This window comes from Bacillus sp. WMMC1349 (assembly GCF_013155385.1).
Lineage (GTDB): Bacteria > Bacillota > Bacilli > Bacillales > Bacillaceae > Bacillus.
In genome coordinates, this window is the sequence record NZ_JABJUQ010000007.1 from 1,801,314 (window position 1) to 1,824,064 (window position 22,751).

Consider the following 22,751-nt stretch of genomic DNA (forward strand, 5'->3'; position numbering starts at 1 on the left):
AATCACTGAAAAAAATAATTCACACTCAAACAGAGATAATAAATCATGCAAAAAAATAGTAAAAACACACTAAAGTAGAAAAACCTCTCCACCCAAGAAGAGGTTTTTCCTTTTTTATGCTAAAACTCCTGACCCGTTTAATGTAATCACCGTTCCAGCCTTTCCATCTAGAGCATCACACGCTTTTTCCAGTGAGGTTATAATTGTCCGCCGCTCCGGATTTGATTGCACAAAGTTAATCGCTACCTCCACCTTGGGCAGCATACTTCAGGTGAAAACTGCCCCTGCTCCATATAAGATAACAATTCTTGAATACTCACGTCACTTAGCCGCCGCTGAGTTGGCTTGTTAAAGTCGATGTACACTTCATCAACCGCTGTTAGAATCATTAAAGCATCAGCATCGACGAGTTCTGCTAACTTCTGAGAGGCGAAGTCCTTATCAATCACTGCTTCAATTCCCTGCAAGCCCTCTTCCGTTTCTATAACAGGAATTCCGCCCCCACCAACTGAAATGACAATATTGCCGCTTTCCACTAGAGAGTTAATCACTTCATGCTCCAAGATACTAACAGGCTTAGGAGAAGGGACGACCTGTCGCCAGCCGCGGCCAGCACCCTCTTTAAATTCCCTAGCGCTTCTTCCTCGTTATAAAAAGGTCAATTGGCTTTGTTGGATTCGAAAATGCCGGATCAGCAGGGTCCACCACTACCCGCGTCACTACCGTTACCACATTTTTCACTATTCCATGTTCTTTTAGCATCTTATCCATCGCATTCTGCATCCAGTAGCCAATCATCCCTTGGCTCATCGCTCCACAGGTATCGAGGGGCATAGCAGGATTCTTAACAGAATCAGCCACTGCCTGCTGCAACAGTATATTGCCAACCTGTGGACCATTTCCATGAGAAATAATGATATCCATTCCTTGTTCAATAAACGTCACCAGCTGCAATACCGTAAGTAGAACCGCCAATCGCAAAGAGAATCATCAGTATCGGTATCAGCGATTGCTCTCGGCCTCTGAGTTTCCGAATGACCCGCGTAATTCCAGCGTCAATCGACCCGTTTTCATTACCACTCCGAGGAATCCTCCGATAACTAGAACGAACAAGGCGATGTCCTTCGCATCAAAGAACCCACCGTGCTGTTTTTTCCAGCGCCAATTGGTGAGCTTCGGCAGTGGCATCACCAGACTGAATTGCATTACCGCCTAATGAAATGACCATTTTTTGTTTTTTCATCGCTCAAAAAACTCCTTTCACAAAATGAGACGCGGCTCCATTTACAACTAAGCTCTCTAGGCTTGTTGATTTTGTTGTACCTACAATTGGATCTTACTCAATATCTGATGACTCAAGGACCGTTTGCGGTTCTTTTTTGTTGGTAAATACAACAAAAGAAAGAGAAATACACAAAATGAAGTGCTAACCAAATTCATTGAGAAATATGATGTTGTGATTGATAAGCTAGATCAAAAAAATCTAAAATAGGAGAGGGAGTGAAGAAAAATGAAAAATTTTGATAAAGGTACAGTCATTCGGACGGTGCTTCTTTTTATTGCACTTATTAACCAAACTTTGATTATGTTTGGAAAGGGCGCTTTGCCAATCAGTGAAGATCAAGTGAACACGCTGGCAGACGCTTTGTATTTAGTAGGTTCCACAGTGTTTATGATCGTGACTTCAATCGTCGCTTGGTACAAAAATAACTATGTCACAGAGAAAGGTAAGAAACAAAAAGAAGTGTTAAAACAAAACGGATTAACAAAATAACGGGCTGCCAAGAGGCAGTCTTTTTTTATTCAAAAAAATGAGGAGTGGTTTACATGGTAAAAGTCGTGAAAAATTTTGTGAAAGTTAATCGTTATACTCGTCCAGGTGCTAAATTATCAGGAGTTAAAGGAATTGTTATGCACTATACGGCGACGCCTGGGGCATCTTCATTAAATGAACGTAACTATTTCAATGGGACATGTGTTGCAGCTAAGCGATATGCCTCAGCTCATTACTTTGTGGACCGCAAAGAAGCACAGTACATCATCCCTGAAAATGAAATGGCGTACCATGCACATGATGGAAATCAGTGTTATGTCAGCTTTTAAAACCAAATGCAAACCAAACAGCAATTAGTGTGGAAATGTGTGTTGAAAAAGACGGAAAAATCCACAGTGCGATAGTTGAAAATGCGGCTGAACTCGTTGCAAAACTATGTAAGCGATACGGACTATCTACAAGTAGAATCGTTCGTCATTATGATGTTACACGCAAAAACTGCCCGGCTCCTTGGGTGAGTGATTCAAGTCAACTATCAGCATTTCGGAAAAAAGTTAGTTGATCGTCTGTTGGGGAATAAAACCGGATCTAAAACAGACTCATTCCCAAGTAATAGTAAGTCAAGATATTCATTGCCTTCCGGTATTTATAAACTAAAAAGCCCGATGATGAAGGGAACGGCAGTTCGAAAAATTCAAGAAGCACTGGCAGCACTTTATTTCTATCCAGACAAAGGGGCGAAGAATAACGGGATTGACGGTTATTACGGTTCAAAAACAAAAGATGCGGTTAGACGGTTCCAATTGATGCATGGGTTAGTTGCGGACGGTATTTATGGGTCGAAGACGAAGGCGAAACTTGAGGCGTTATTGAAGTAATAAAAAGAGCAGGGGCTGCCTGCTCCTTCTATCTTTTTTCTATCGAGATTCAGTTGAGGATTTTAGGAAACCAATGAACAATGGTGAAATGACAATTACTGCAACAATTAATAAGAGTTTGCTAGATATCAGATTTAGAAATGTAGTGTTAATTATATATAGGGCTAAAACCATTAAATAAAAAGCCAAGTAAACATAACCGTACACTTTTTTGCTGAATGGTTCTTTCATGTAAATCATAAGAAATAGCCCTGCCATTAAAACAAAGAAAGTCATAGTTTCCCTTCTTTCATTTTTATTGTGGAAAAACCCCAGTTGGAATAGCTGCATATCCAAGTCCAGTAAAACGTATTCTGACACCATGCCCTTTATGTTCGTCTTGAATCATTTGACCAAAACCTACGAGTCCGCCTCCAATTACTCCGGCAATTGCACTTGCTAATTGTGTAGGTGGTACGGGTATAAACCTTGATATTGCAGCAAGACCAGTGGATGCTCCGCCCCCTGCTTTAAATGATTGATACAGTGTTCTTGTTTCATTACAGTCAAAATAAAGATTATACCCCCACCAGTACACTTTATGACCAGATCGGCCGCAACCTTTTTTCGCCACTTTCATTTTATTATTGTTTCCATTATCAAGCGTCAATACACTACCGTTTGCAGAATCTCGCGCTAAATCATCTAACTCTACTTGATTTCTTCCACCAGTATAGCTTCCAAATTCATCATACAGGTCAGGTTATTGCCATCTTTAACGTACCCTTAGTTCCTTTGTCAACAACTTTCCCTAGCTCATACTTCTTCGGCTTAGAAGACTCATGAGGATACTTACCAGAAACGTTTTCAGTACCTATAGTAGAATCGTGAAGCTTTTCCACCTTATGAACAGGCTCGTGAGATTTTGATTTTGGTTGATGAGGAGTTTGGGGATCTCCGTCACCATGCTCGCCTTTTTGAACCTTCTTGCCCTCGTGTTTTTTGGTCGGGCAGTGAACGGGGTTGCTGGAAGAGCTACTCGGATAAAGCTTTTTAGGTAATAGAAAAGACCCTCTGTGAAAGAGGGCTAATCACAAATCTAACAGATTAATCTTCGTCTTCTTCTAAAACATTTTTCTCTCAAAATGATATAAGAAAAAGTCAAGAAAGTTGTTCGATACTATTCAACCATAATTTTTAATTTATACTACCTAGTCTATATGTTATTCCAGAAATTTATCCAGCCTTTTAGGAACGCCACTTCATCATTTTTCTCAAAAGAAAAACCAAAATAAGAACTACCACAAAAGATATTAGAAAATTTTTAATGAAGTTAACAGAAAAAAAAATAAAATCATGATTTAATACAGAAATTATAACTTGACCTACCAAAGTGACAACAAAAACCATTACAATTAATTGGACTAGCTTGTTTTTCATACTAATTACCCCTTCCTGTTTAGGCACCTTTTTATAATATACCAATATTGTATAATAATAGCACGGAAACCATTATATAAAATGGGAGGATTTATTATGAAAAAAATTTTTGTTTTATTGATGGCGCTTTCTATGATAACACTGGTGGTTGGTCAGCAGTCAACTGTTCAGGCTTAAGAAAAGTGTCCTACTTGTGAAAGCTCAAATATATTGCTGAAACCCTAATACAACAGAGCTTAACCAACGAAAGATATTTTAAAGAAAGATGGAGTTAATGTCTCTACTTTAAATGAAGAAAGCGCGAATATCGTTAAAGGATCAAAAAGAAAAATTGTTATTATCGCAGTGAAGATAAATAAACCTATCTAATAACAAATATATAACTCTATTTCACAAATATTGCTGGTTACTACGGACCGAAAACAAAAGATACCATAAGACGGTTCCAGCTTATGCATGGTCTAGTTGCGAAGGGTATTTATGGACCTAAGACGAAGGCGAAGCTTGAAGCATTGTTGAAGAAAAAAGTCCTTTATGGAGGGTGAAACAAAAAATGGCAATGTTTTTTGGGGGGTTACCATCAGAACAAGTTAAATTTCTAGAGGAAGTAAAAAGGTTGCAAATAAAGGGGACAACCAAATAATACCTATTGGTGTATATTTTTTACTACTTATTTTGACATATATTGGCAGGTTCGACACAAGCATTCTTAAAAGATGATTTAAATAAGCACGACACCTAGGTTATTGCTAGAAGCTATTTTTATAAATATATTGTACACAGAACTGTAAAAACACCTATGACAAAATAGTCATTACTGTCCATTTTCTTACCGTTTTTAACAAAGACATTCAAAGCCCAATTCAGTTTTGTACCATCAGCAGTCTTGGTAACAAATTTTTTACTTATATGGTAGTACGTTACTTTGAATAGGGCAAATGCAAATGAACCGAACAAATAGAACAAAAAAAACTTACCAAAAAACAAAAGCATTTGCTGGTCACTCCCACTTATTTAGTTTCGTTTACCAACAACTTTATTTTACCCAAAATGTTTATTATAGAAAAGGAGACGTTTGTAATATCTTTTTCCTAGAGAAGGAAAACCGCCTGTCCAATTGGTTAAAATAACCTTCCCGAAATCAATGGGGGAGAATACAAATTTCTGCACAGCAGAGTAAAATCAACGTTTCTAGGGTTCTTGTCAATGTTCTTTAAAGAGCATTTATTCTACACTCTTTTTATAAATGTAGACATATCTAAGAAAATGATAGATCAATTCAACTAATTTAATTGCAGAAATCTACTTACTATTGTAAATAGATTTGGTATCATTAAATTATAGAAAGGAGGGCTAAAGTGGACGAGATCAGAAATATAGTACTTACTCTCGCAGGGATTGTTACCATCGTCAAAAATATTTATGATATTTGGCAAAAGGAAACCGAAAAGCGAGAAAAGAACAATAAAAAGCGCTCCGCAGATAAGCAAGAAGCGCTAAACACATAGGAGAAGGGGAGAAACCCCTTTCTTAAATCCATTATATCACGTCCACAAATTATGAAACAATATTTGAAGCATTACAGTACATTGGATATGACAACTCTGCTTATTCTAATAGCAGGCATTGTTGTAATTGATTCTGAAAAAGCCGGAACTTTTGGTATGATCACAAGCATCATTTTATATCTGGCTGTAATCGTCATATTACTAAAAGGCTTAATTATGATTTGGAGCGAGAAGAGACATGACAGAAAACGAAAAAATTAAGTTTATTCAAGAAGAAGTTTTGACTTCGGTTGAAGTTTGCGAATTACTCGGAGTCACAAGGCAGCGTTTAAGTGCTTTAGTGACTTCCGATAAGCTGAAGCCTGTAAAGAAGATCGGTTCTGTGACTTTATTTCTCTTGAGTCATGTGGAAGCGCAGAAAAAAGAATTAGAAGCCGGTCGGAAAAAATACAGGCCGTATGATGAATGAAGGCCCAACTCTAATGAGAAGGGCTTTTTTTCCGTAGACTTATTTAAATAATGTACCTAACAATTTTTCCTGCAGCACGACGGGCGATGCGTTTTCCCACTTTACCTTTAATCACATTGACCACCTAAGATTTTAGCCGACTTCTACATTATTGCTGATCTTCAATAAACGAACGCAACTATTTCAATGGAACATGTATTGCAGATAAGCGTTATACCACTTTGTGAACCACGAAGAAGTGAAGTATATTATCCGTGAAAACGAAAGATGGGACCGTTGTTATGTCAGCTTCTTAAAGCCGAATGCCAATCAAACAGCAATCAGTGTGGAAATGTGTGTAAAAAAAGACGAGGAAATCAACAGTGAGGCTGTTGAATGAACTAGTTGCAAAACTATGTAAGTGATACGAATTATCTACGAGCAGAATTGTCCGTCATTACGATGTCACACGCAAAAATTGCTCAAGTCAACTATCAGCATTTCGGAAAAAAGCTGATCGTCTGCTAGGACATAATACGATCAGACTCATCTTCATGTAATAATAAGAAATCAGGATATCCGTTGCCTTTCGCTCAAACTCCAATGAGTTGTACGACTAAAGCGGGATTGCTGGTTACTACGGACCGAAAACAAAAGATGCCATAAGACGGTTCCAGCTTATGCATGGTCTAGTTGCGAAGGGTATTTATGGACCTAAGACGAAGGCGAAGCTTGAAGCATATAGGCTTTTTTACAGAGGGCTAACATTTCTCACCAGTTAATTTCTTCAAATAATCTCTTAACAGTTTCTTTATCAAAATCATCTAAATGTTGATACCTAGAAATCTCATCTTCCTGTACTCCAAGCTTTTTCAAGGTTGCAATTGCTAAGTCACCTATTTTATAAAGACCCAACAATTTATTTTCAGTTTTTCTTTTTGAAGATAATTGAGTTAATTTTGCTTTAATATCGCCTGTGTCATAACCTTTTTTACCGATATAAGTCATGGCATGATATAACACTATAGGATTTTTTTCATCTAGAAAATTTCTTAAGTCTTCAATCGAGCATTTTTTCTCATCAATTTTTTTAATGATATTCATCGTGACTTCTCTTTTAATGACTTTTTTCATCACGGTCCATTTTTTCAGCAAATTTTCTCAAGACATATTCTTCTATTGTTAAAACCGCAAGCCCTCCACATTACAAAATACTGGGGGCATCCTATAACCGACTAAAGACGTGAGCTCATCAACTTGATTGGTAACAATACCAACTGTATGAATTTTAATTGATGGGAGTCCATTTTTTGTCAGCTCATTACTCTTTAGATTTTGATAGAACATCAATTTTCTTCTTTAAACAGCTTATTCTCTAACTCAGATCTAGATATCGTTTCTAATATTAGCTCCTCTAGGGTTTTATTTAGCCTGTTCGCTTTTTTCTCAAGTGAATCTTTTTGAGATTTTGTCACCTTCAACCTGATGATTTCGAGATCACTATCAACATAGGTTCCATTTCTCCTTTGATGTATCTCGCCTTTAACCAGATAGTTTTGTAATATTTCATACAAATCTTGCGGCAATTTACTGATAAGACAAGGGCGTACTTCTAATAGAAGATTGTTATCTGTTCCAGGATTAATCCTCATGTTAACTGGACTTATCTCTTGGTAGAATATATCTAGTAGGGTGAACATCGGATTGTGAACAGCAGAATGCTTCTTGAATTCAAATTGAATAAAACCTTCTTTTGTTATAGGTTTCTTTCTTTTAATATCATAAGCTGGAACATATCCTGCTTCCATCAATTCATTGTAGGAAAGGTGTTCATCCTCGTCTGTAATAGCAAGCATATCACCATCTAAAGACATGAATCGTGCTGCCCGATCGCCTTTAATAAACTTTTGGAGCAATACCACATTTAAGTCCTGCCTATAGAAGAACTCTTTTGTATACCTTTTCCCAACTTTGTGTTGCTTTAGGAACTGATCTACATCTTCTTCTTTAATAAAGTTGCATGGTTTACCTTTAAATAAACCCCTATAGGCTGAGAGCATCCCCCGGTTAATATAGTTCACCACTGTAGCTTGAGCCACCCCAAGTCTTTTAGCAACATCTGAAGTTGTTAAATCAGTTGGTTTCATGTCTTCCTTTAGTTTTAAAACATCTGAAAGATTAAATTCATATCCTCCATCAATCTTCCAATCTTCTTTATTTATAGGAATGAGCTTTCCTTTTGCTATGTAAGAATAAATAGTCTGTTTACTCGCTATGTCCAGTATCGACATTACATTTTGTACATTAACAATCTCTTCAGAAACTTCCTTTAAATTTTGTTCATCCATTGTACTCATAGTTACTATCCACTCCTACAATATGTTTAGAATTTAGATCCTTAAATGTCTTATCATATAATCTGAAAATTACAGCTAACGCTTCTTCATCAATATTTTTTCAAATTGAACATCATCTAAATCTTTTGAGTCTTTTTCATTCTTATTTTCGTTCTCTGGCATATCATCATCCGATTCCTAAAATGGTTTCCTTCATTATAGCATTATTTATAGTTTGTTATATAAAAATAAAGAGTTTGGTTAAACACATTAAACGTGTTTATGTCATATTGAACATTAATTTTTTATTTTTATTTATCCGGACACACATTAAATCAAAGTTAAAACGTAATAGTGATTAATTTATCAACTTCAAGTCCGTATCAAATGATTTAAACTTATACATAAATATAAAGATTAAACACTTATACTTAGTGTAGACAAATAGGACATTTTTCTATAGATGGTTAAATTACAATCGTTATTTTTGATTTGATGATAAAACAAAACAACGCTTTGACATGTTATAATGTTAATTCACTCAATTATATTGATGTTATAAAATATGTAGCACGCCATCAATATACTTAAAAGATAATGAAAGATTGGGGGATATATGTTTTGAATGATCTAACTATACATAATAAACAAATTGATATATTAAATAGCAATAATATAACACCGTCTATGTTGCTTAATGATGAAACATTCTATTTAGTTGAGGAACTAACGGTTAAGAATGAAAGACAGGAATTGAATCGATTTAGCGGTTTTAGTGATCTTGCTATGATGTATTACTTTATTCACAGGGAAAAGCACGTTCGTCATGGCCGAAACAGAGGAGGTAATACGAAACAAGAATATACTCGTATACTTTTGCAGTTTTATAAGTACTTAGAAGATAATCGGAGCTTTTTTGAACAAGAGGTGTCTGACTATGATGAATCTTCGCTCTTAAAAAACCTCCGCCCGAGACATGTGAATGCATTTCAGAAATACTTAAGTACAGCTTCTCTTGGGCGAGGAGGCAAACCATATAAAGCAGCTACACTTCATCAAAAGAATACTGTAATCAAAGGTTTTTTGATTTTCCTATTTGACAACGGTTATATTCAAGACCCTCTTCATCAATCAATGCTAAGTACATCTATATCAAAAGATGAAATCCCAAATCGTGACCTTTATTATCATGAAGTGAAACAACTCCTTGATTTGTATCAGAATAATCCAATCACACTCGGACTTTTAACAACTCTTTCAATGACAGGGCTACGTATACAAGAAGTGGCCAAAGCTAAAATGAAGGATTTATATTATGATGCGATAAGCGGGAATTATCGACTGCGTGGAATCGGGAAAGGTGGGACTCCTTTTGATGTACTTATACATCCCGTAAATTTTGAACGTATCATGGCATTTCGAAAACGTCGTAGAATGAGCACAGCCCTTGATCCTTTGGATGAAAGCCCTCTATTCGCTACTCAAAAGAGAGAGCAATATGGCTATAAAAATCTTAGTAACTTCATTATAAGAGAGGTAAACAAAACAAATTTGCCATTCCTGGTTCATAGAGAGTCAAAAATCACACCCCATAGCTTCCGGCACTTTTTTGCTATCTATAGCAGACAGATGGGAGCGGATATATCGGAAATTCAGCAAGCGCTGAGACATAAAGATAGAAGGACAACTGAACGTTATTTAGAAAAGGTTTTGGAAAGAGAACGAGAGGTCGCTCTAAGATGGGATCAAAGCAAATTTTAGATAGTTATTGAGATTCTCACAGATAAAATCGTAAGCCCATCACCGAAACAAGGTAAAGGATCGGCTAAGTTTTTCAATAGATGTAAGTTTAATGAGAAAGAGTTTCTTTAATAAACAGAAATAGGATTCTTCATGAAAGGGATGTTCCTAATTGTTAGGAGCGGGTTGACGTCTTATGCCAGAAATTTTTTATTGGCATGGTCAGTGATCTAACGTATGTAAGGGGTGTGTGTATTTGTTGATCTGTATAATCGTGAAATGATTGGATTTAGTACAGGTGAGAATAAAGATGCGTTACTCGTTTATCGGGCCCTATCGTCCATAAAGGGGAACTAGCATCATATTCAACTATTCCATACTGACAGAGGAAAAGAGTTTAAAAACCATGTCATTGATGAAGCGCTAAAAACGTTTAACATCAAGCGATCACTAAGTATGGAAGGCTGTCCGTATGATAACGCTGTAGCAGAAGCCACATACAAGATTATTAAACCCGAGTTCGTAAAGAAACGCCATTTTGAGAGCTTAGAAGAGTTACAGAGAGAATTTACAGACTACGTGCATTGGTTCAACCACCTACGCATTCATGGGACTTTAGATGATTTAAGTCAGTGGAATACAAACTTATACACCTTAAGAAAACTGTCTAGTTTAGTGTTGACAATTCAGTAGTAAAAGTGTCCGTTCAGAGGAAGTATTAATAAGGACCTTAAAAAACCGTTTAAAGGCACTAGAAGAAGAGAACAAACAATTAAAAGATATTACATGGCAAGTTGTTTTAGCTTTTTCGGTTTTCTTACTTTTAAATAGAAATTCAATGAATATGTAATGTTTTTAGTATTATTTTAAAATAAATATATTTCCATATAGAGGTGGATTCTGTGGCTAAAATTGACAATGTACTAGCGATTCTATGGATGCTTAGTTCAGGTGGAAAAATTACTGCGAAACAAATTTCAGAAAAGTTAGAGATAAATATAAGGTCTGTGTATCGTTATATTGATACACTTTCAATAAGTGGTGTACCTATAATTTCAGACGCAGGACATAATGGTGGATACACTTTATTGAACAATTTTATTGAAGCTCCTCTTTTTTTTGATTTTGAGGAGCAAACCTCGCTATTGCACGCTGCTATTTTTGCAGAAGAAGCCGGGTATTATGGAGGTGAAGCACTAAATAGGGCTATTTCAAAGCTAAGAAAATATTCGAATCAAGAGCAGGAAACAAACATAAATCAACATTTAACTAGTCTTGAAGTAATAAGTCGATTAAGTTCCCTCGCTATGGAACCTTTTTTGAAGGAGTTGGAGCAGGCCGTAGCTGACGGATACTCTGTAAAAGTTCTATACCATAAAAGTGGTGAAGGGCAATCAAAGTATAGATTGGTGGATCCGTACAGAATTATTTATTGGAATAATAAGTGGTATGTGATAGGGTTTTGTCATCTTAGAAATGATATGCGTAGTTTTAGAGTAGATCGAATGGAAAGTCTAATGTTAACAGAAAATAAGTTTAACCGACCAGAAAATTTTTCAGCGCGTGACTTTTTTATGAAAAACCTTGTTCCAACTATAGAAGATAAGGAAGGGATTATTTCTTTGGTCATTAGTGGAGATAAAAGGGCATTGGGTGATATTTGCCAACATTGGTTTTTAGGACATTATTTACAAGAGTGTACTTCTAATCAAGCAGTATTTCTCCTTGAGAAAGATATGATACATACATATGTACCTAATTTACTTTTACCGTACGGAAAATCTATTCGAGTTATTGAGCCAATCAGTCTTAAGAAAAGACTGATCGAAGTTTTGTCGGAATTAATAAAATTTCATCAAATTTGATAACTTCCCTGACGCTCGGTGTCAGGGAAGTTATGTTATATTTGCCTATATTAAATGTGATTGGAGTGTTATTGGATGCAAACAAAAAAAGTTTTTCTTTATGTATTTAATACAATGTCGGACTGGGAATATGGATATTTAATTGCTGAACTAAACTCAGGAAGATATTTCAAAAAAGATTTAGCACCTTTAAAAGTAATTACAGTAGGAGCTAATAAAGAAATTATTACTACGATGGGAGGACTGAGCATAAAACCAGATATTTCACTTGATGAGTGTACTCTTGAGAGTACGGATCTTATAATTTTACCTGGAGGGAATACTTGGGGAGAAGATATACATCAACCTATTTTGAAAAAAATTGGCGTGGCTTTAAAGCTTGGCACTATTGTTGCTGCAATTTGTGGTGCAACTGAGGGATTAGCGAATGTTGGATATCTAGATTCTAGAAAGCATACAAGCAATGACTTAGAGTATATTAAAAGTGTCTGTCCTAATTATAAAGGAGAAAAATTTTATGAGATGGAACCTGTAGTATCTGGCGAGAATTTGGTTACTGCATCAGGAGTAGCTCCTCTGGAATTTGCGATGGAAGTAATGAAAAAATTAGATGTATTTGCACCAGATACATTGCATTCATGGTATAAGCTAAATAAGACTCATAAATCTGAATACTTCTTCCAGTTAATGGACTCTATAAGTGGATGAGCTAAAAAAACTCAAAGTGAATATTTGTTATCCTCCGCTCTTTTTGCGGCTTGCTTTAAAATATCGTTTTCCATGGCCAGTTTTTGATTTTCTTTCCGAAGTTTGATTAATTCTTCTTGTTCCGGTGTGCGATGGTCTTTTTCCTGAAACGACCCATTATCATGATACTGTCGAACCCACTTATCAAAAGAAGAAGGCGTCAATTCATATTCTCTAATAATCTCCGCGCGGGGTTTACCGGACGCATGCAACTGTACCATTTGCTCTTTGAATTCCTTTGAAAAAGTTCTTCTCGCTCTTTTGGTCATTTTAAACGCTCCTCGGTTTGTATTTGAACCAAGTCTAACTGACCTTAACTAACTTGTCCAACTAAGTGTAACCGATTCAGTGCTTCACACGATTAAGGTGTGGGTATCCTTGCCGATTTTAGATGAAAGATAAGTTTAGATTAAACATCTTTTTAGCCAAGAAAACACTGGTTAACAATATATACAACAGCTTCTACAAGTTTTTTAGACTCGACTGTACCAGCAGTCGGGTTGACTAACCGATGATGAAAACCTCAGAAAGCTAACTCTTATGTTTTTATTTGGTGTTTAAGCCGCACTTTACTTGACAACCCAATGGGACTCTCAAGTAAGTCAATATTTGACTATTAGATGCCCTTTTCACATTTCATAAGCACTGATATATAAATAATATTGAAGCATAACTTTTAACAATTTTGCTCTTTTCAGCTCCTACTACATTTTAGGCAGTGGTTTTTGTATGGTGGGGTATTCACACCTTTAAACTCTGTTCTTTCTCAAGGATTAAATCTGACTTCTTTGATTTCCCCAATCGAGTAAATAATAGAATACAAATGCCAGCAATGACTTCAATAGCCCCTCCAAATGCAATTACTTTTCCTGAACCAATAATAGTAGATACATAGCCACCAATTAAAGCACCTAGCGGAATCATGACATAGGATATCATATTAATAATAGCGTACACCTGTGGCTGATCTTCATCATCGACAGACATTTGAATGATTGTATGTTCCGGAACATTTACCGCACTGACTGTAGCGCCTAATGCAAATGCCGCCAAAAATACTAACGGTAAAATTGAATACATCCCCGCAATTAAAAAAGCGGCTCCCTCCACTATCCCAGCAGAAACTAGCAATAAACCGTATCTATTCACATTGACCTTTGCCAAAATAAATCCCAACAAAAAAGCTCCAATTGCCGTTGTAACTTTCATTAATGAATGCACAATTGAATCTCCATTTAAATCTTCAGATATATATACCGCTGAAAGTGCTTCCCAAGGAGCTGATGCAAAGTTTGAGAATACACAAAATAATGCTAACGGAAACAAAATGGTGTGTTGTCGTACAAGTGAAAACCCTCTTCTTAATCTCTTTATATATGCTCCTCGCGGTTTAGCTTGTTTGACCTTCGAATCGATCTCTTTCATTTTGTATCTAATAAAAAGAACAAGACATGCTGATATGATGTAAAGCGGCAGGATGATAAACATTGTGTAGGCCGCTCCAATAACAGCAATCATAACACCACCAAGCGTTAGTGCAATCAGTCTTATAACCTCACCTGAAGACTGTATTGTTGCATTTGCTTTTTGGATAAGCTCTTCTTTCATAATTTTCGGAATTAAAGAAACAGATGCTGGATCATAAGAAGCTCCTGTTGCTGAATGTACTAGCATAAGAAAAATGATAAACCACAAAGGTGAAAACCCATTAAAATAGCATATTGGAATAACCAGCATTATTGATGCTCTAGTTAAGTCCGAAAAGAACATCCAAAATTTTAACGTGGTTGTTTTCATCAATGGTGTAATGAACGGCCCCAAAATTGCCTGAGGAAGAAAACTAACAGCGATTAAAAAAGCGGTTCCTATAGCACCTTTACCACTCAGGATAAGAAACCATAGAATCGTATTAAATGATAAGCTGTCAGCGATGATCTTCACCATCTTAGAGCAAAAAAGAAAAGAGAAATTCCTTTGCCACACACTGTTATTTTTATTCATTTTTAACCCCCTCATTACAAATATTCCTTTTTTTTACACACCTCTTTTAAAGATTATCTTCTTCCAGTTTACAAGTCAATATAAAAAAGACTTTTGAGTGAAGACAAACGTTGAAACGGTCAATTATATGTAATAAGTGAGAGAACAGATCGAATAAAGAAAGGATCGATGATAAAAGGGTATAGTAGGAGACTCGAAATGTATCCGGTATTTTGAATTATCCTTTAGTACATGTTATACAGTGACATCCAGAGCGTGGTTTCTATCATTGGTCATCCGAGAACAATGATGAAAACAGGTAGAGGAGGAGTCGAAGAAAGGTTCCTATGCGATTCAGCCGATCCCACAAGATCTTTATTCGTTTCGCTCTTGCTTCCTGATCCTGCTGTTGGAGTTCCTGTTTTTCCATCTACAACGCTTCATTTTAAATTAAATTTGGATGTGAGCCACACATATAGATTGTTCAACAGTAACATTATAGCAATTTTTCCTGTATATGTGTTATTCGCACGGAACAATTTAATCATAAGTTTTTGAAAGTGTATGTGAAAATGTAGGATTTTTTTATATTGTGAAAAATAATTTCGTTAAATTAAGAAAATGATCAATTGATTTCTGGATATTGTTGAAGAATTAACCTGAAGTATTAAAAATATTAAAATAAAATATAGAGAAATTATTTTTAGTTAAAATAGTTCGGTAAATCAGTTTATATTGTTTATATCACACTTTATTATTGGCGTTTATTATCAAGAATAGAAAGAGTCTTTTGTGAGAAACTTTAGTCTTGCAAAAAAATTATCAAATTTTTTGTGCTTTTTTGCAGTATGATAAAAAATTTTGAATTAATAATTTTTAAAATTGAATAAATGTGATAACATTACAATAAATGGACATATAGGATATTTGAGTACATTATTGGAAGGAGATTTCAAATATGAAGCAAAAAATACCATCGGAATCTGTTGCATCTAAGATGAATGAATGGTATTCAATGATTCGAAGGAATAATGTAACAGAAGCAGAATTTCTAAAGGCTGAAATACAGAAAGATATTGAAGAGATGGAGGAAGATCAAACAGTTATTGAATACTACTTATTGATCGATTTTCGACATAAGATTATGTTGAAAGACTTAAAACCTCATCAGGCTAGAGACATAAAAGATAGTTTGTTTATTGTTGAAAAGAATAAAGAGAAAATCCAACAAAGAAGTCAAGTTGATGAAATGATCAATTATTATTTTTGGTTTTTTAAAGGAATGTATGAATTCAAACAGAAGAACTTCAATATTGCTATAACCTACTATCGAATTGCTGAACAAACACTTTCAGTAGTGACAGACGAAATTGAGAGAGCAGAGTTTTATTATAAAATGGCAGAGATCTATTATCATCTTAATCAAAATTATCTGTCTATGAATTATATAACTATGGCTTTCGATACTTTTAAGGCTTATGAAACACTCATAGAGAAAAAAATCTTTTGTTACTTTGTCATGGCAGGAAATAAAATGGATTGTATGAGACATGAAGAGGCTTTGGAACCCTTTCAAAAAGCTTTGAGTGAAGCTAAAAAAACTCAAAGTAAATATTTGTTATCCTCCGCTCTTTTCAATGTAGGCAACTGTTATTTTTATTTGAATAAATTTTCAGAAGCTTACGAATACATTGAAAGATCATTAAAAATATTTGAGGAAGAAGAGTATGCTTACATACCTAAAGCGATCTTTCAGTTAATGTATGTTTGCATTAAGCAAAAAAATTATTCAGAAGCATTAAGTCTTTATAAGAAAGGAATAGAATACACCCATTCCTTAGAAGACAAACAACATGAAGCTCAACTTAATATATTGAAGGGGGTATATCTTGAAGAATCAAATCATAATATTGTAGATGAAGGATTTGATTATTTAGAATCTAAACACTTGTATGCTGATGTTGAGGAACTGGCAATAGATGCCGCTTCATATTATAATGGAATTGGCATGCTAGAAAAATCTGCTAAACTTTATCAAAAAGGTATTCTAGCAAGAACACAAATTAGAAGGGGAGATGTTGTTCATGAAAAAAAGTAAGTTAGTATTAGGAATTTTATCTGGTATGGCAATCTTGACTTTACTAATGAATTTCACTGTATCATCCGACTCCAATAAAGTTGCTGGAAAAGCGATTACTTCAAGTATTATTGAATCCAACTCAGAATTAGCATAAAAAGTGGTTTAAATTAGACTATTTACAGAAAGGAGAGGCTACCTTGTGTGTAGTCTCTTCTATATTTATTGATTTTGAAACTACTGGCTAAAGCCGCAAGCCCTATACCTTACGGTGTGACGGGGGATTCTTGAATAACTAAACGTTCGCAGTCCATTTCAGTTTTGAACACTCTCAAAAGGATTTAGTCGATAAAAATGAAAATTGAGCATTAAAAAGGCTTTGGTCAATCAGATCAGAGTTTTTTTGATGAATCAAATTGACGAAAAGTAAATATGAAAAAATCGGTAAATCATCTCTTTTAAATAGTCTTGTTCATGAAACGAAAGCGATTGTAACTGATATTCCGGGTACAACGCGGGACGTGATTGAAGAATACGTTAATATAAGGGGCGTGCCGTTGCGCCTTGTCGACACAGCCGGTATTCGTGAGACAGAAGATATCGTTGAACGGATTGGAGTTGAGCGCTCCAGAGAGGTTTTAAAAAAAGCGGATTTGATTTTACTCGTCCTTAATTATAGTGAGCCGCTTTCAGATGAAGACATGAAGCTTTTTGAAGCTGTTAGCGGTATGGATTTGATTGTCATTGTCAATAACGAGCTCCGAGGAAGCTCGCGGAAAGCGAGCAAACTCCCCAATTTTTATTCATCCACACTACTTTCAGGACAGCTCCGGAATCTTCACTGCCTTTCCATCACTTAAAATTTAACCAACTTATATATTGCCGTGCTGCTCATCTACCTTATTGGTGACGCTTTGTAAGCTTAAAAGGTGAGCCTTACAATGATGTTTTTTAACGTATCAAGTACCTCAGGTATACCTTTATAAAAAATAACCAATTTATGAATTTTGTGTTAAAATATTGTTATCTAAGTGAGAAAGGACTTTGATTAATGGGAAAATTAGATGATTCATTAAGTATTTGGAACAAGAATTTCACGTTTCTCTTTTTTTCTAGGATCTTCAAGATCTCGGCTGACAGCTTTGCATTCTACTCCATTTTATGGTTCCTGATTTTTAGTGGAAAAGGTGCTATCGGCACATCTTTATTAATCGCTGTTACTTTTCTGCCGGAAGCTTTGTTGGGACCTGTAACAGGACCTTTAATGAAAAGCAACACTCTAAAATTTTGGATGTATTTCTCTGACTTAACAAGAGCAGTGGTTGTGCTCTCGATACCAATTTGTTATTTCAACGGTTTCTCGCCTATGTGGTTTATTATGAGCCTCATGGTCATCTATTCAGCAACAGGAGCCACATATCATCCTGCATCAATTACCCTCATTCCGCAAATTGTACATGAAGAGTTCATGCAAAAAGCAAATGCGATCATCCAGTCTTCTTCTGAAATTGTAAAGCTTGCAACTGTTACACTGTGTGGTATTCTTCTAACTATAATCGGTCCAGCACCGACAATGATCGTTTCTTTCATACTTTATATGATCTCCGGTATTTTTGTTCTTTGTATCAAGTATCAAACTGAAAAGCAATTTGCTGAACATGAAACTGAGAAAAAAAGAAGTACATATAAGGAAAGATTAAAAAGAGGATTTTCTTTGGTTAGACATCATAGAATTTTATTTCCATTAGCGATCTATTGTATTTTTATGAATTTAGCAGCAACTCCTTGGGAAGCTCTGTCTGCCGTTTATGTTTCAGAAGATTTGAATAGCACACCATTTATTCATTCACTTTTGAAGGCGACGACAACTGCAGGGGCATTTTTAATTGGATTTATTCTTGCTAAAGTAAAGATCAATAAATATGGGCTTCTTTTCATAACAGCTGGAATTATTGAAGGGATAGCTTATGTTTCAACAGGTCTACTTACAATATTACCAATTGTATTTTTTGCAGCCTTTGCATTTGGTGTTGCGATAAGTTCAATCAATGTTCCAGAGTACACAATTATTCAAAAATCTGTAGATGGAGAAGATCAGCCACAAGTGTTTGCTGTTATCCATATGATTGGAAGCTGTGCATTTCCTTTAGGTTCAATTATATGCGGATATGCAGCAGAAGCGCTTGGATCAAGCAAGGTTATTGCAATTGGTGGCGGCATTGAGATACTCGCAGGTCTTGGAATTTTACTGTTCACGCAGCTTGCCAAGGCTCAGGAATCCGACCTCATCAAGGAAAAAAAGGCAAGTGCCAATATGTAAAGTTCTTTGGCTGAAGTCCTCCTGAGTTCTTGGAGATATGTATTTGAAGCCAATTTATTATGGCAGGTTATGAAAAACAAACGAATCCTAGCTTTCACCAGTCTTATTTCGGACAGAAGTATATTCATTGATTATGTGTAAAGTTAAATTGAAATAAGTGTTTAACATAAAGTAAAAAAATCGAAAAAGTTGTTGGTTTAGATTTTACGATGGATGGGTTGTTTGTTAATAGCGAGGGTGAGAAAGCCAATTACCCTAAATTTTATCGACAAATGCTTGAGAAATGAGCGAAAGAACAACGTAAACTTTTTCGTAAAAAGAAAGACTCTTCGAACTGGAATAAACAACGGATTCGTGTAGCTAAAATCCAAGAGAAAGTCGCAAATCAACGCAAAAACTTTCTTCATCATCAATCAAAAGAACTAGTAACTAACTATGATGCGGTTGTGATTGAAGATTTAGATATGAAAGGGATGTCAAAGGCTCTAAAGTTTGGTAAAAGTGTGGCTGATAATAGGTGGGGAATGTTCACTTCTTTCTTACATTACAAACTAAAAGAACAAGGGAAATTACTCATCAAAATAGATAAATGGTTTCCATCTACAAAAACTTGTTCAAGTTGTGGTTCGGTAAAAGAAGTAACATTATCAGAACGCACCTACCAATGTAAATGTGGTCTAAATATAAGCAGAGACTACTCAATATCAAAAAAGAAGGCATTCGCTTATTAGCAACTGCCTAAAGACAATATAAACTCTTGGAACAAGAGGGTTAGCTTGGTCAATTTCGCCAGCTACCAAAAGTGGCGATTACCCAAGAAGCCCCCACTTCAAGCAACTAGGGTGGTAAGTGGTGGGAGTGTGTGAAACGTTTCCTTATAAGTGCTTAAACACGAAATAGGAGGATTGCTCTAAAGCAATTACAACTGATTAACCAAAACTCGGAATGAAAGCCGTCATGTTGAGCTGAAACGAGTTGCCTAATACTCCTACATGCTATGAATGGTAGTAGCCTGAAATGGTATGAAGCTAGGTGAAGTCGGCTGAAATGAACCTAAGTTTCCATGGAATATGGCTCATGATAGGTCGGGGTGCTATAAAATATCTACGGTGAGAATGTCCAGTATAGGACTGACAAACTTGCGAATGTAAGGGTCTAAAACCACATTATGATTGAAAGACATATCTTATCAAGTATAGGGTTAAATACCGAAGAGTAAGAATACTCCCCATGAAATTCGGGATATCCAACAATGAGGATATAATTTAACAGGCTCATAGCAAGCATCTACGGATATATGTAAAGCTAAGTTAATCGGAACGTTGTAAGCAAGAAACATCTAACACAAACGACTACTATCGGGATGGTGTCTATAAGGTCCAACCGAAATGACTTTATTCTTGTGAAAGTAGGGACACAGTACCAATGAAGCGTGTAATGAACGTGGAGGGATAGTCCCAAGTCTTGTTCTTTGAAAACTAAATCAACTCAATGAAACTCACAGGGTCGAGTAAGATGATGGGACTTTTCATACGAAAGGAGAAACAATCCATCGGTGAGTACGGCATTACGACATGCGGAATATTATGATATGCAAAATATATTCGATAATCTTTATGAGCGAAGTAAAAATAACGCCACAAAAGGATTGAAATTATATGAACATATCATATCAAAAGACAATATTTTACTAGCATATAGAAACATTAAAGCTAATATAGGTTCTAAAACAGCAGGAACAGATGGTATAACTATAGACCAATACAAAATAGAAAATGTTGAATCATTTGTTGAAGATATAAGAAACACTTTAGAAAATTACAAACCTCAAACTGTTAGAAGAGTTGAAATACCAAAACCAAATGGAAAGAAACGCCCATTAGGTATACCAACTATGAGGGATAGACTTATTCAACAGATGTTCAAACAAGTATTAGAACCAATATGTGAAGCAAAATTTTACAATCATTCATACGGTTTTAGACCGAATAGGTCAACCCATCATGCAATGGCAAGATGTCAGTTTTTAGTAAATAAAACAGATAATCATCACGTAGTAGATATAGATATACAAGGATTCTTTGATAATGTCAACCATAGTAAGTTAATAAAACAAATGTATAGGATAGGCATTACAGACAAACGTGTATTAACTATCGTTGGAAAAATGCTTAAAGCACCTATACAGGGTATAGGAATACCAACAAAAGGAACACCGCAAGGCGGTATTCTTTCCCCATTACTATCCAATGTTGTGTTAAATGACTTAGATTGGTGGATTAGCAATCAATGGGAAAATATGAAAACGAGTCATCAATATAACCATAAACACCACAAACATAGAGCATTAAAGAGAACTAACCTTAAAGAAATGTTCATTGTTAGATATGCGGATGACTTTAAAATCTTCACAAACTCCCATAAATCAGCTATAAGAATATATCACGCTGTTAAAGGATATCTTAAAAATCAACTAAGCCTTGATATATCAGCTGAGAAATCAACAATCACCAATTTACGGAGAAGAAAATCTGAATTTCTAGGTTTCTCCCTTAAAGCAGTAATTAAGCGTAATAAGGTTGTAGCAAATACACACATCATGGATAAAAAAGTAACAAGCATACTAAGTAAAACTAGAGAATTAATTTACAAAATCCAAAAGAATCCTTCACCTAAAACTGTTAATCATTATAACGCTTATGTTCTTGGTATCAAAAACTACTACAAAATAGCTACGCATGTAAATAATGATATTACTAAAATAGCTTATCGTCTTTCACGAACCCTGTACAATCGTCTAAAATCAATCGGAAAATATGGAATACCTAGTAAGCCATCTGAAACATACAAGAGACTTCACAAGAATAATTACAAGACTTTTGAGATTGCAGGTATTCACTTATTTCCTCTAGCAGATATACAAACACAAAACGCTATGAATTTTAGCCAAATCATATGTGACTATACAGAAGAAGGAAGGATAAAATCTCACCAAAATCTTAAGACCGATATTGCCATAGAAATCAACAAGATGCTACAGACATCCATTAACAATGATAACCTAGAATATTCTGATAACAGGATTTCAAGATATTCTATGCAATTAGGTAAGTGTGCAGTAACAGGTGAGTTCCTATCAGCAGAAGAAGTTCATTGTCATCATAAACTACCTCGCCACATGGGAGGAACAGATGATTTCAGCAACCTTGTAATAGTACACGAAGATGTTCACAAATTAATTCATGCCACAGAAGAAAAGACGATTGAACGATATAGGAACTCTCTTCAACTGGATGGTAAACAATTGAAGAAATTAAACCAATTTCGTAAAGTTTGTAATTTAGTTGCTTTAGTCTAAAAGAATAAGATGGAACGCCTAATGCGGTGAAAATCGCACGTTGGGTGTGGAGCAGGGGAAAAGATGACGATTGCATCAAAGTCTTACCTATTGCTATAGTTCACCATATGGAAGACTGGCTTATGATTTCGGTTTTTTGTAGCTAGAAAGAACATTTAACAATTAATGAAACTTATAGTACATTTAAAACGTATCATTATTAGCTGGGCAGGTTGCTGAAATTAAAATTTATTATATAGAAAAGGTGATAGAATGAATTGGTCAATGTGGTTTACGATCATTATTTCTATGGCAGTTGTAT

At 35.4% G+C, this 22,751-nt stretch carries 19 protein-coding genes and 9 pseudogenes; 21 read left to right on the forward strand and 7 right to left on the reverse strand.

What is annotated here, in order from left to right; all coding sequences use genetic code 11:
* Positions 1-114 precede the first annotated feature (114 nt).
* Positions 115-960 (reverse strand): annotated as a pseudogene (gene arcC / locus HOO54_RS11590) (carbamate kinase); the annotation flags it as partial.
* Positions 932-1,090, reverse strand: a complete 159-nt coding sequence (locus tag HOO54_RS25170) for a hypothetical protein (protein WP_375335835.1) — start codon at positions 1,088-1,090, stop codon at positions 932-934. The gene HOO54_RS25170 and the pseudogene arcC, both read right to left, overlap by 29 nt.
* A 260-nt stretch (positions 1,091-1,350) precedes the next feature.
* Here HOO54_RS25170 and HOO54_RS24915 point away from each other — a divergent pair.
* The 5 genes and pseudogenes from HOO54_RS24915 to HOO54_RS25370 form a co-directional block, all read left to right on the forward strand.
* A pseudogene (locus HOO54_RS24915) lies at positions 1,351-1,492 on the forward strand (hypothetical protein).
* An 18-nt stretch (positions 1,493-1,510) separates the two neighbouring features.
* Positions 1,511-1,774, forward strand: coding sequence for a phage holin (locus HOO54_RS11600; protein WP_172295381.1), 264 nt, complete (start codon positions 1,511-1,513; stop codon positions 1,772-1,774).
* Positions 1,775-1,827: 53 nt separating this feature from the next.
* Positions 1,828-2,103 (forward strand): N-acetylmuramoyl-L-alanine amidase, encoded by a 276-nt coding sequence (locus HOO54_RS25360; protein WP_253907659.1) that lies wholly within the window; start codon positions 1,828-1,830, stop codon positions 2,101-2,103.
* Positions 2,085-2,336 carry a peptidoglycan recognition protein family protein gene (locus HOO54_RS25365; RefSeq protein ID WP_483861929.1) on the forward strand — a complete coding sequence of 84 codons (252 nt, stop codon included), beginning with the start codon at positions 2,085-2,087 and terminating at the stop codon, positions 2,334-2,336. The genes HOO54_RS25360 and HOO54_RS25365 overlap by 19 nt, the downstream gene beginning before the upstream one ends.
* Positions 2,337-2,397: 61 nt before the next feature.
* Positions 2,398-2,652: pseudogene (locus tag HOO54_RS25370) on the forward strand (peptidoglycan-binding domain-containing protein); the annotation flags it as partial.
* Between the two features lie 295 nt (positions 2,653-2,947).
* Here HOO54_RS25370 and HOO54_RS11610 read toward each other — a convergent pair.
* Positions 2,948-3,271, reverse strand: a complete 324-nt coding sequence (locus tag HOO54_RS11610) for a hypothetical protein (protein ID WP_253907660.1) — start codon at positions 3,269-3,271, stop codon at positions 2,948-2,950.
* A gap of 1,198 nt (positions 3,272-4,469) precedes the next feature.
* On the opposite strand from HOO54_RS11610, the pseudogene HOO54_RS11615 reads away from it, so the two are divergent.
* The 6 genes and pseudogenes from HOO54_RS11615 to HOO54_RS11640 form a co-directional block, all read left to right on the forward strand.
* Positions 4,470-4,616: pseudogene (locus tag HOO54_RS11615) on the forward strand (peptidoglycan-binding domain-containing protein); the annotation flags it as partial.
* A gap of 813 nt (positions 4,617-5,429) precedes the next feature.
* Positions 5,430-5,579: a hypothetical protein gene (locus HOO54_RS11620; RefSeq protein WP_172295383.1), complete on the forward strand. Its 150-nt coding sequence runs from the start codon at positions 5,430-5,432 to the stop codon at positions 5,577-5,579.
* Positions 5,580-5,642: 63 nt separating this feature from the next.
* Positions 5,643-5,840 carry a hypothetical protein gene (locus HOO54_RS11625; protein ID WP_253907662.1) on the forward strand — a complete coding sequence of 66 codons (198 nt, stop codon included), beginning with the start codon at positions 5,643-5,645 and terminating at the stop codon, positions 5,838-5,840.
* Complete coding sequence (locus HOO54_RS11630; RefSeq protein ID WP_172295387.1) at positions 5,818-6,048, forward strand: helix-turn-helix domain-containing protein; 231 nt, start codon at positions 5,818-5,820, stop codon at positions 6,046-6,048. Before HOO54_RS11625 ends, HOO54_RS11630 begins: the two co-directional genes overlap by 23 nt.
* 223 nt (positions 6,049-6,271) lie before the next feature.
* Positions 6,272-6,427, forward strand: coding sequence for a hypothetical protein (locus tag HOO54_RS11635; RefSeq protein ID WP_172295389.1), 156 nt, complete (start codon positions 6,272-6,274; stop codon positions 6,425-6,427).
* 220 nt (positions 6,428-6,647) lie between these two features.
* Positions 6,648-6,809 (forward strand): annotated as a pseudogene (locus HOO54_RS11640) (peptidoglycan-binding domain-containing protein); the annotation flags it as partial.
* On the opposite strand, the gene HOO54_RS11645 reads toward HOO54_RS11640, so the two are convergent.
* Both HOO54_RS11645 and HOO54_RS11650 read right to left on the reverse strand, forming a co-directional pair.
* The gene (locus tag HOO54_RS11645; protein ID WP_172295391.1) at positions 6,799-7,131 is read right to left on the reverse strand and encodes a hypothetical protein; all 333 of its coding nucleotides are present in this window, start codon (positions 7,129-7,131) and stop codon (positions 6,799-6,801) included. The pseudogene HOO54_RS11640 and the gene HOO54_RS11645 overlap by 11 nt on opposite strands.
* Positions 7,132-7,373: 242 nt before the next feature.
* A complete protein-coding gene (locus tag HOO54_RS11650) occupies positions 7,374-8,384 on the reverse strand; it encodes a helix-turn-helix domain-containing protein (protein ID WP_172295393.1) in 1,011 nt (336 codons plus the stop codon).
* 600 nt (positions 8,385-8,984) lie between these two features.
* On the opposite strand from HOO54_RS11650, the gene HOO54_RS11655 reads away from it, so the two are divergent.
* The 4 genes and pseudogenes from HOO54_RS11655 (at position 8,985) to HOO54_RS11670 (ending at position 12,676) form a co-directional block, all read left to right on the forward strand.
* Positions 8,985-10,124 (forward strand): tyrosine-type recombinase/integrase, encoded by a 1,140-nt coding sequence (locus tag HOO54_RS11655; RefSeq protein ID WP_172295395.1) that lies wholly within the window; start codon positions 8,985-8,987, stop codon positions 10,122-10,124.
* Positions 10,125-10,349: 225 nt separating this feature from the next.
* Positions 10,350-10,774 (forward strand): annotated as a pseudogene (locus tag HOO54_RS11660) (transposase); the annotation flags it as partial.
* 231 nt (positions 10,775-11,005) lie between these two features.
* Complete coding sequence (locus HOO54_RS11665; RefSeq protein WP_172295399.1) at positions 11,006-11,968, forward strand: helix-turn-helix transcriptional regulator; 963 nt, start codon at positions 11,006-11,008, stop codon at positions 11,966-11,968.
* Positions 11,969-12,043: 75 nt separating this feature from the next.
* Positions 12,044-12,676: a type 1 glutamine amidotransferase family protein gene (locus tag HOO54_RS11670; protein WP_172295401.1), complete on the forward strand. Its 633-nt coding sequence runs from the start codon at positions 12,044-12,046 to the stop codon at positions 12,674-12,676.
* Between the two features lie 32 nt (positions 12,677-12,708).
* Here HOO54_RS11670 and HOO54_RS11675 read toward each other — a convergent pair.
* Both HOO54_RS11675 and HOO54_RS11680 read right to left on the reverse strand, forming a co-directional pair.
* Positions 12,709-12,984 (reverse strand): annotated as a pseudogene (locus HOO54_RS11675) (transposase); the annotation flags it as partial.
* Between the two features lie 472 nt (positions 12,985-13,456).
* A complete protein-coding gene (locus tag HOO54_RS11680; protein ID WP_172295403.1) occupies positions 13,457-14,716 on the reverse strand; it encodes an MFS transporter in 1,260 nt (419 codons plus the stop codon).
* 937 nt (positions 14,717-15,653) lie between these two features.
* Between HOO54_RS11680 and HOO54_RS11685 the strand changes: the two genes are divergently transcribed.
* The 6 genes and pseudogenes from HOO54_RS11685 (at position 15,654) to ltrA (ending at position 22,450) form a co-directional block, all read left to right on the forward strand.
* On the forward strand, positions 15,654-16,793 hold the full coding sequence (locus HOO54_RS11685) for a Rap family tetratricopeptide repeat protein (RefSeq protein WP_172295405.1): 1,140 nt from the start codon (positions 15,654-15,656) through the stop codon (positions 16,791-16,793).
* A complete protein-coding gene (locus HOO54_RS11690) occupies positions 16,780-16,929 on the forward strand; it encodes a hypothetical protein (protein ID WP_172295407.1) in 150 nt (49 codons plus the stop codon). The genes HOO54_RS11685 and HOO54_RS11690 overlap by 14 nt, the downstream gene beginning before the upstream one ends.
* 283 nt (positions 16,930-17,212) lie before the next feature.
* A pseudogene (locus HOO54_RS11695) lies at positions 17,213-17,524 on the forward strand (GTPase); the annotation flags it as partial.
* A 299-nt stretch (positions 17,525-17,823) separates the two neighbouring features.
* A complete protein-coding gene (locus HOO54_RS11700; protein WP_172295409.1) occupies positions 17,824-19,092 on the forward strand; it encodes an MFS transporter in 1,269 nt (422 codons plus the stop codon).
* Positions 19,093-19,265: 173 nt separating this feature from the next.
* Positions 19,266-19,834 (forward strand): annotated as a pseudogene (locus HOO54_RS11705) (RNA-guided endonuclease InsQ/TnpB family protein); the annotation flags it as partial.
* A gap of 813 nt (positions 19,835-20,647) precedes the next feature.
* Positions 20,648-22,450, forward strand: a complete 1,803-nt coding sequence (gene ltrA, locus HOO54_RS11710; protein WP_172295411.1) for a group II intron reverse transcriptase/maturase — start codon at positions 20,648-20,650, stop codon at positions 22,448-22,450.
* The last annotated feature ends 301 nt before the right edge of the window (positions 22,451-22,751 follow it).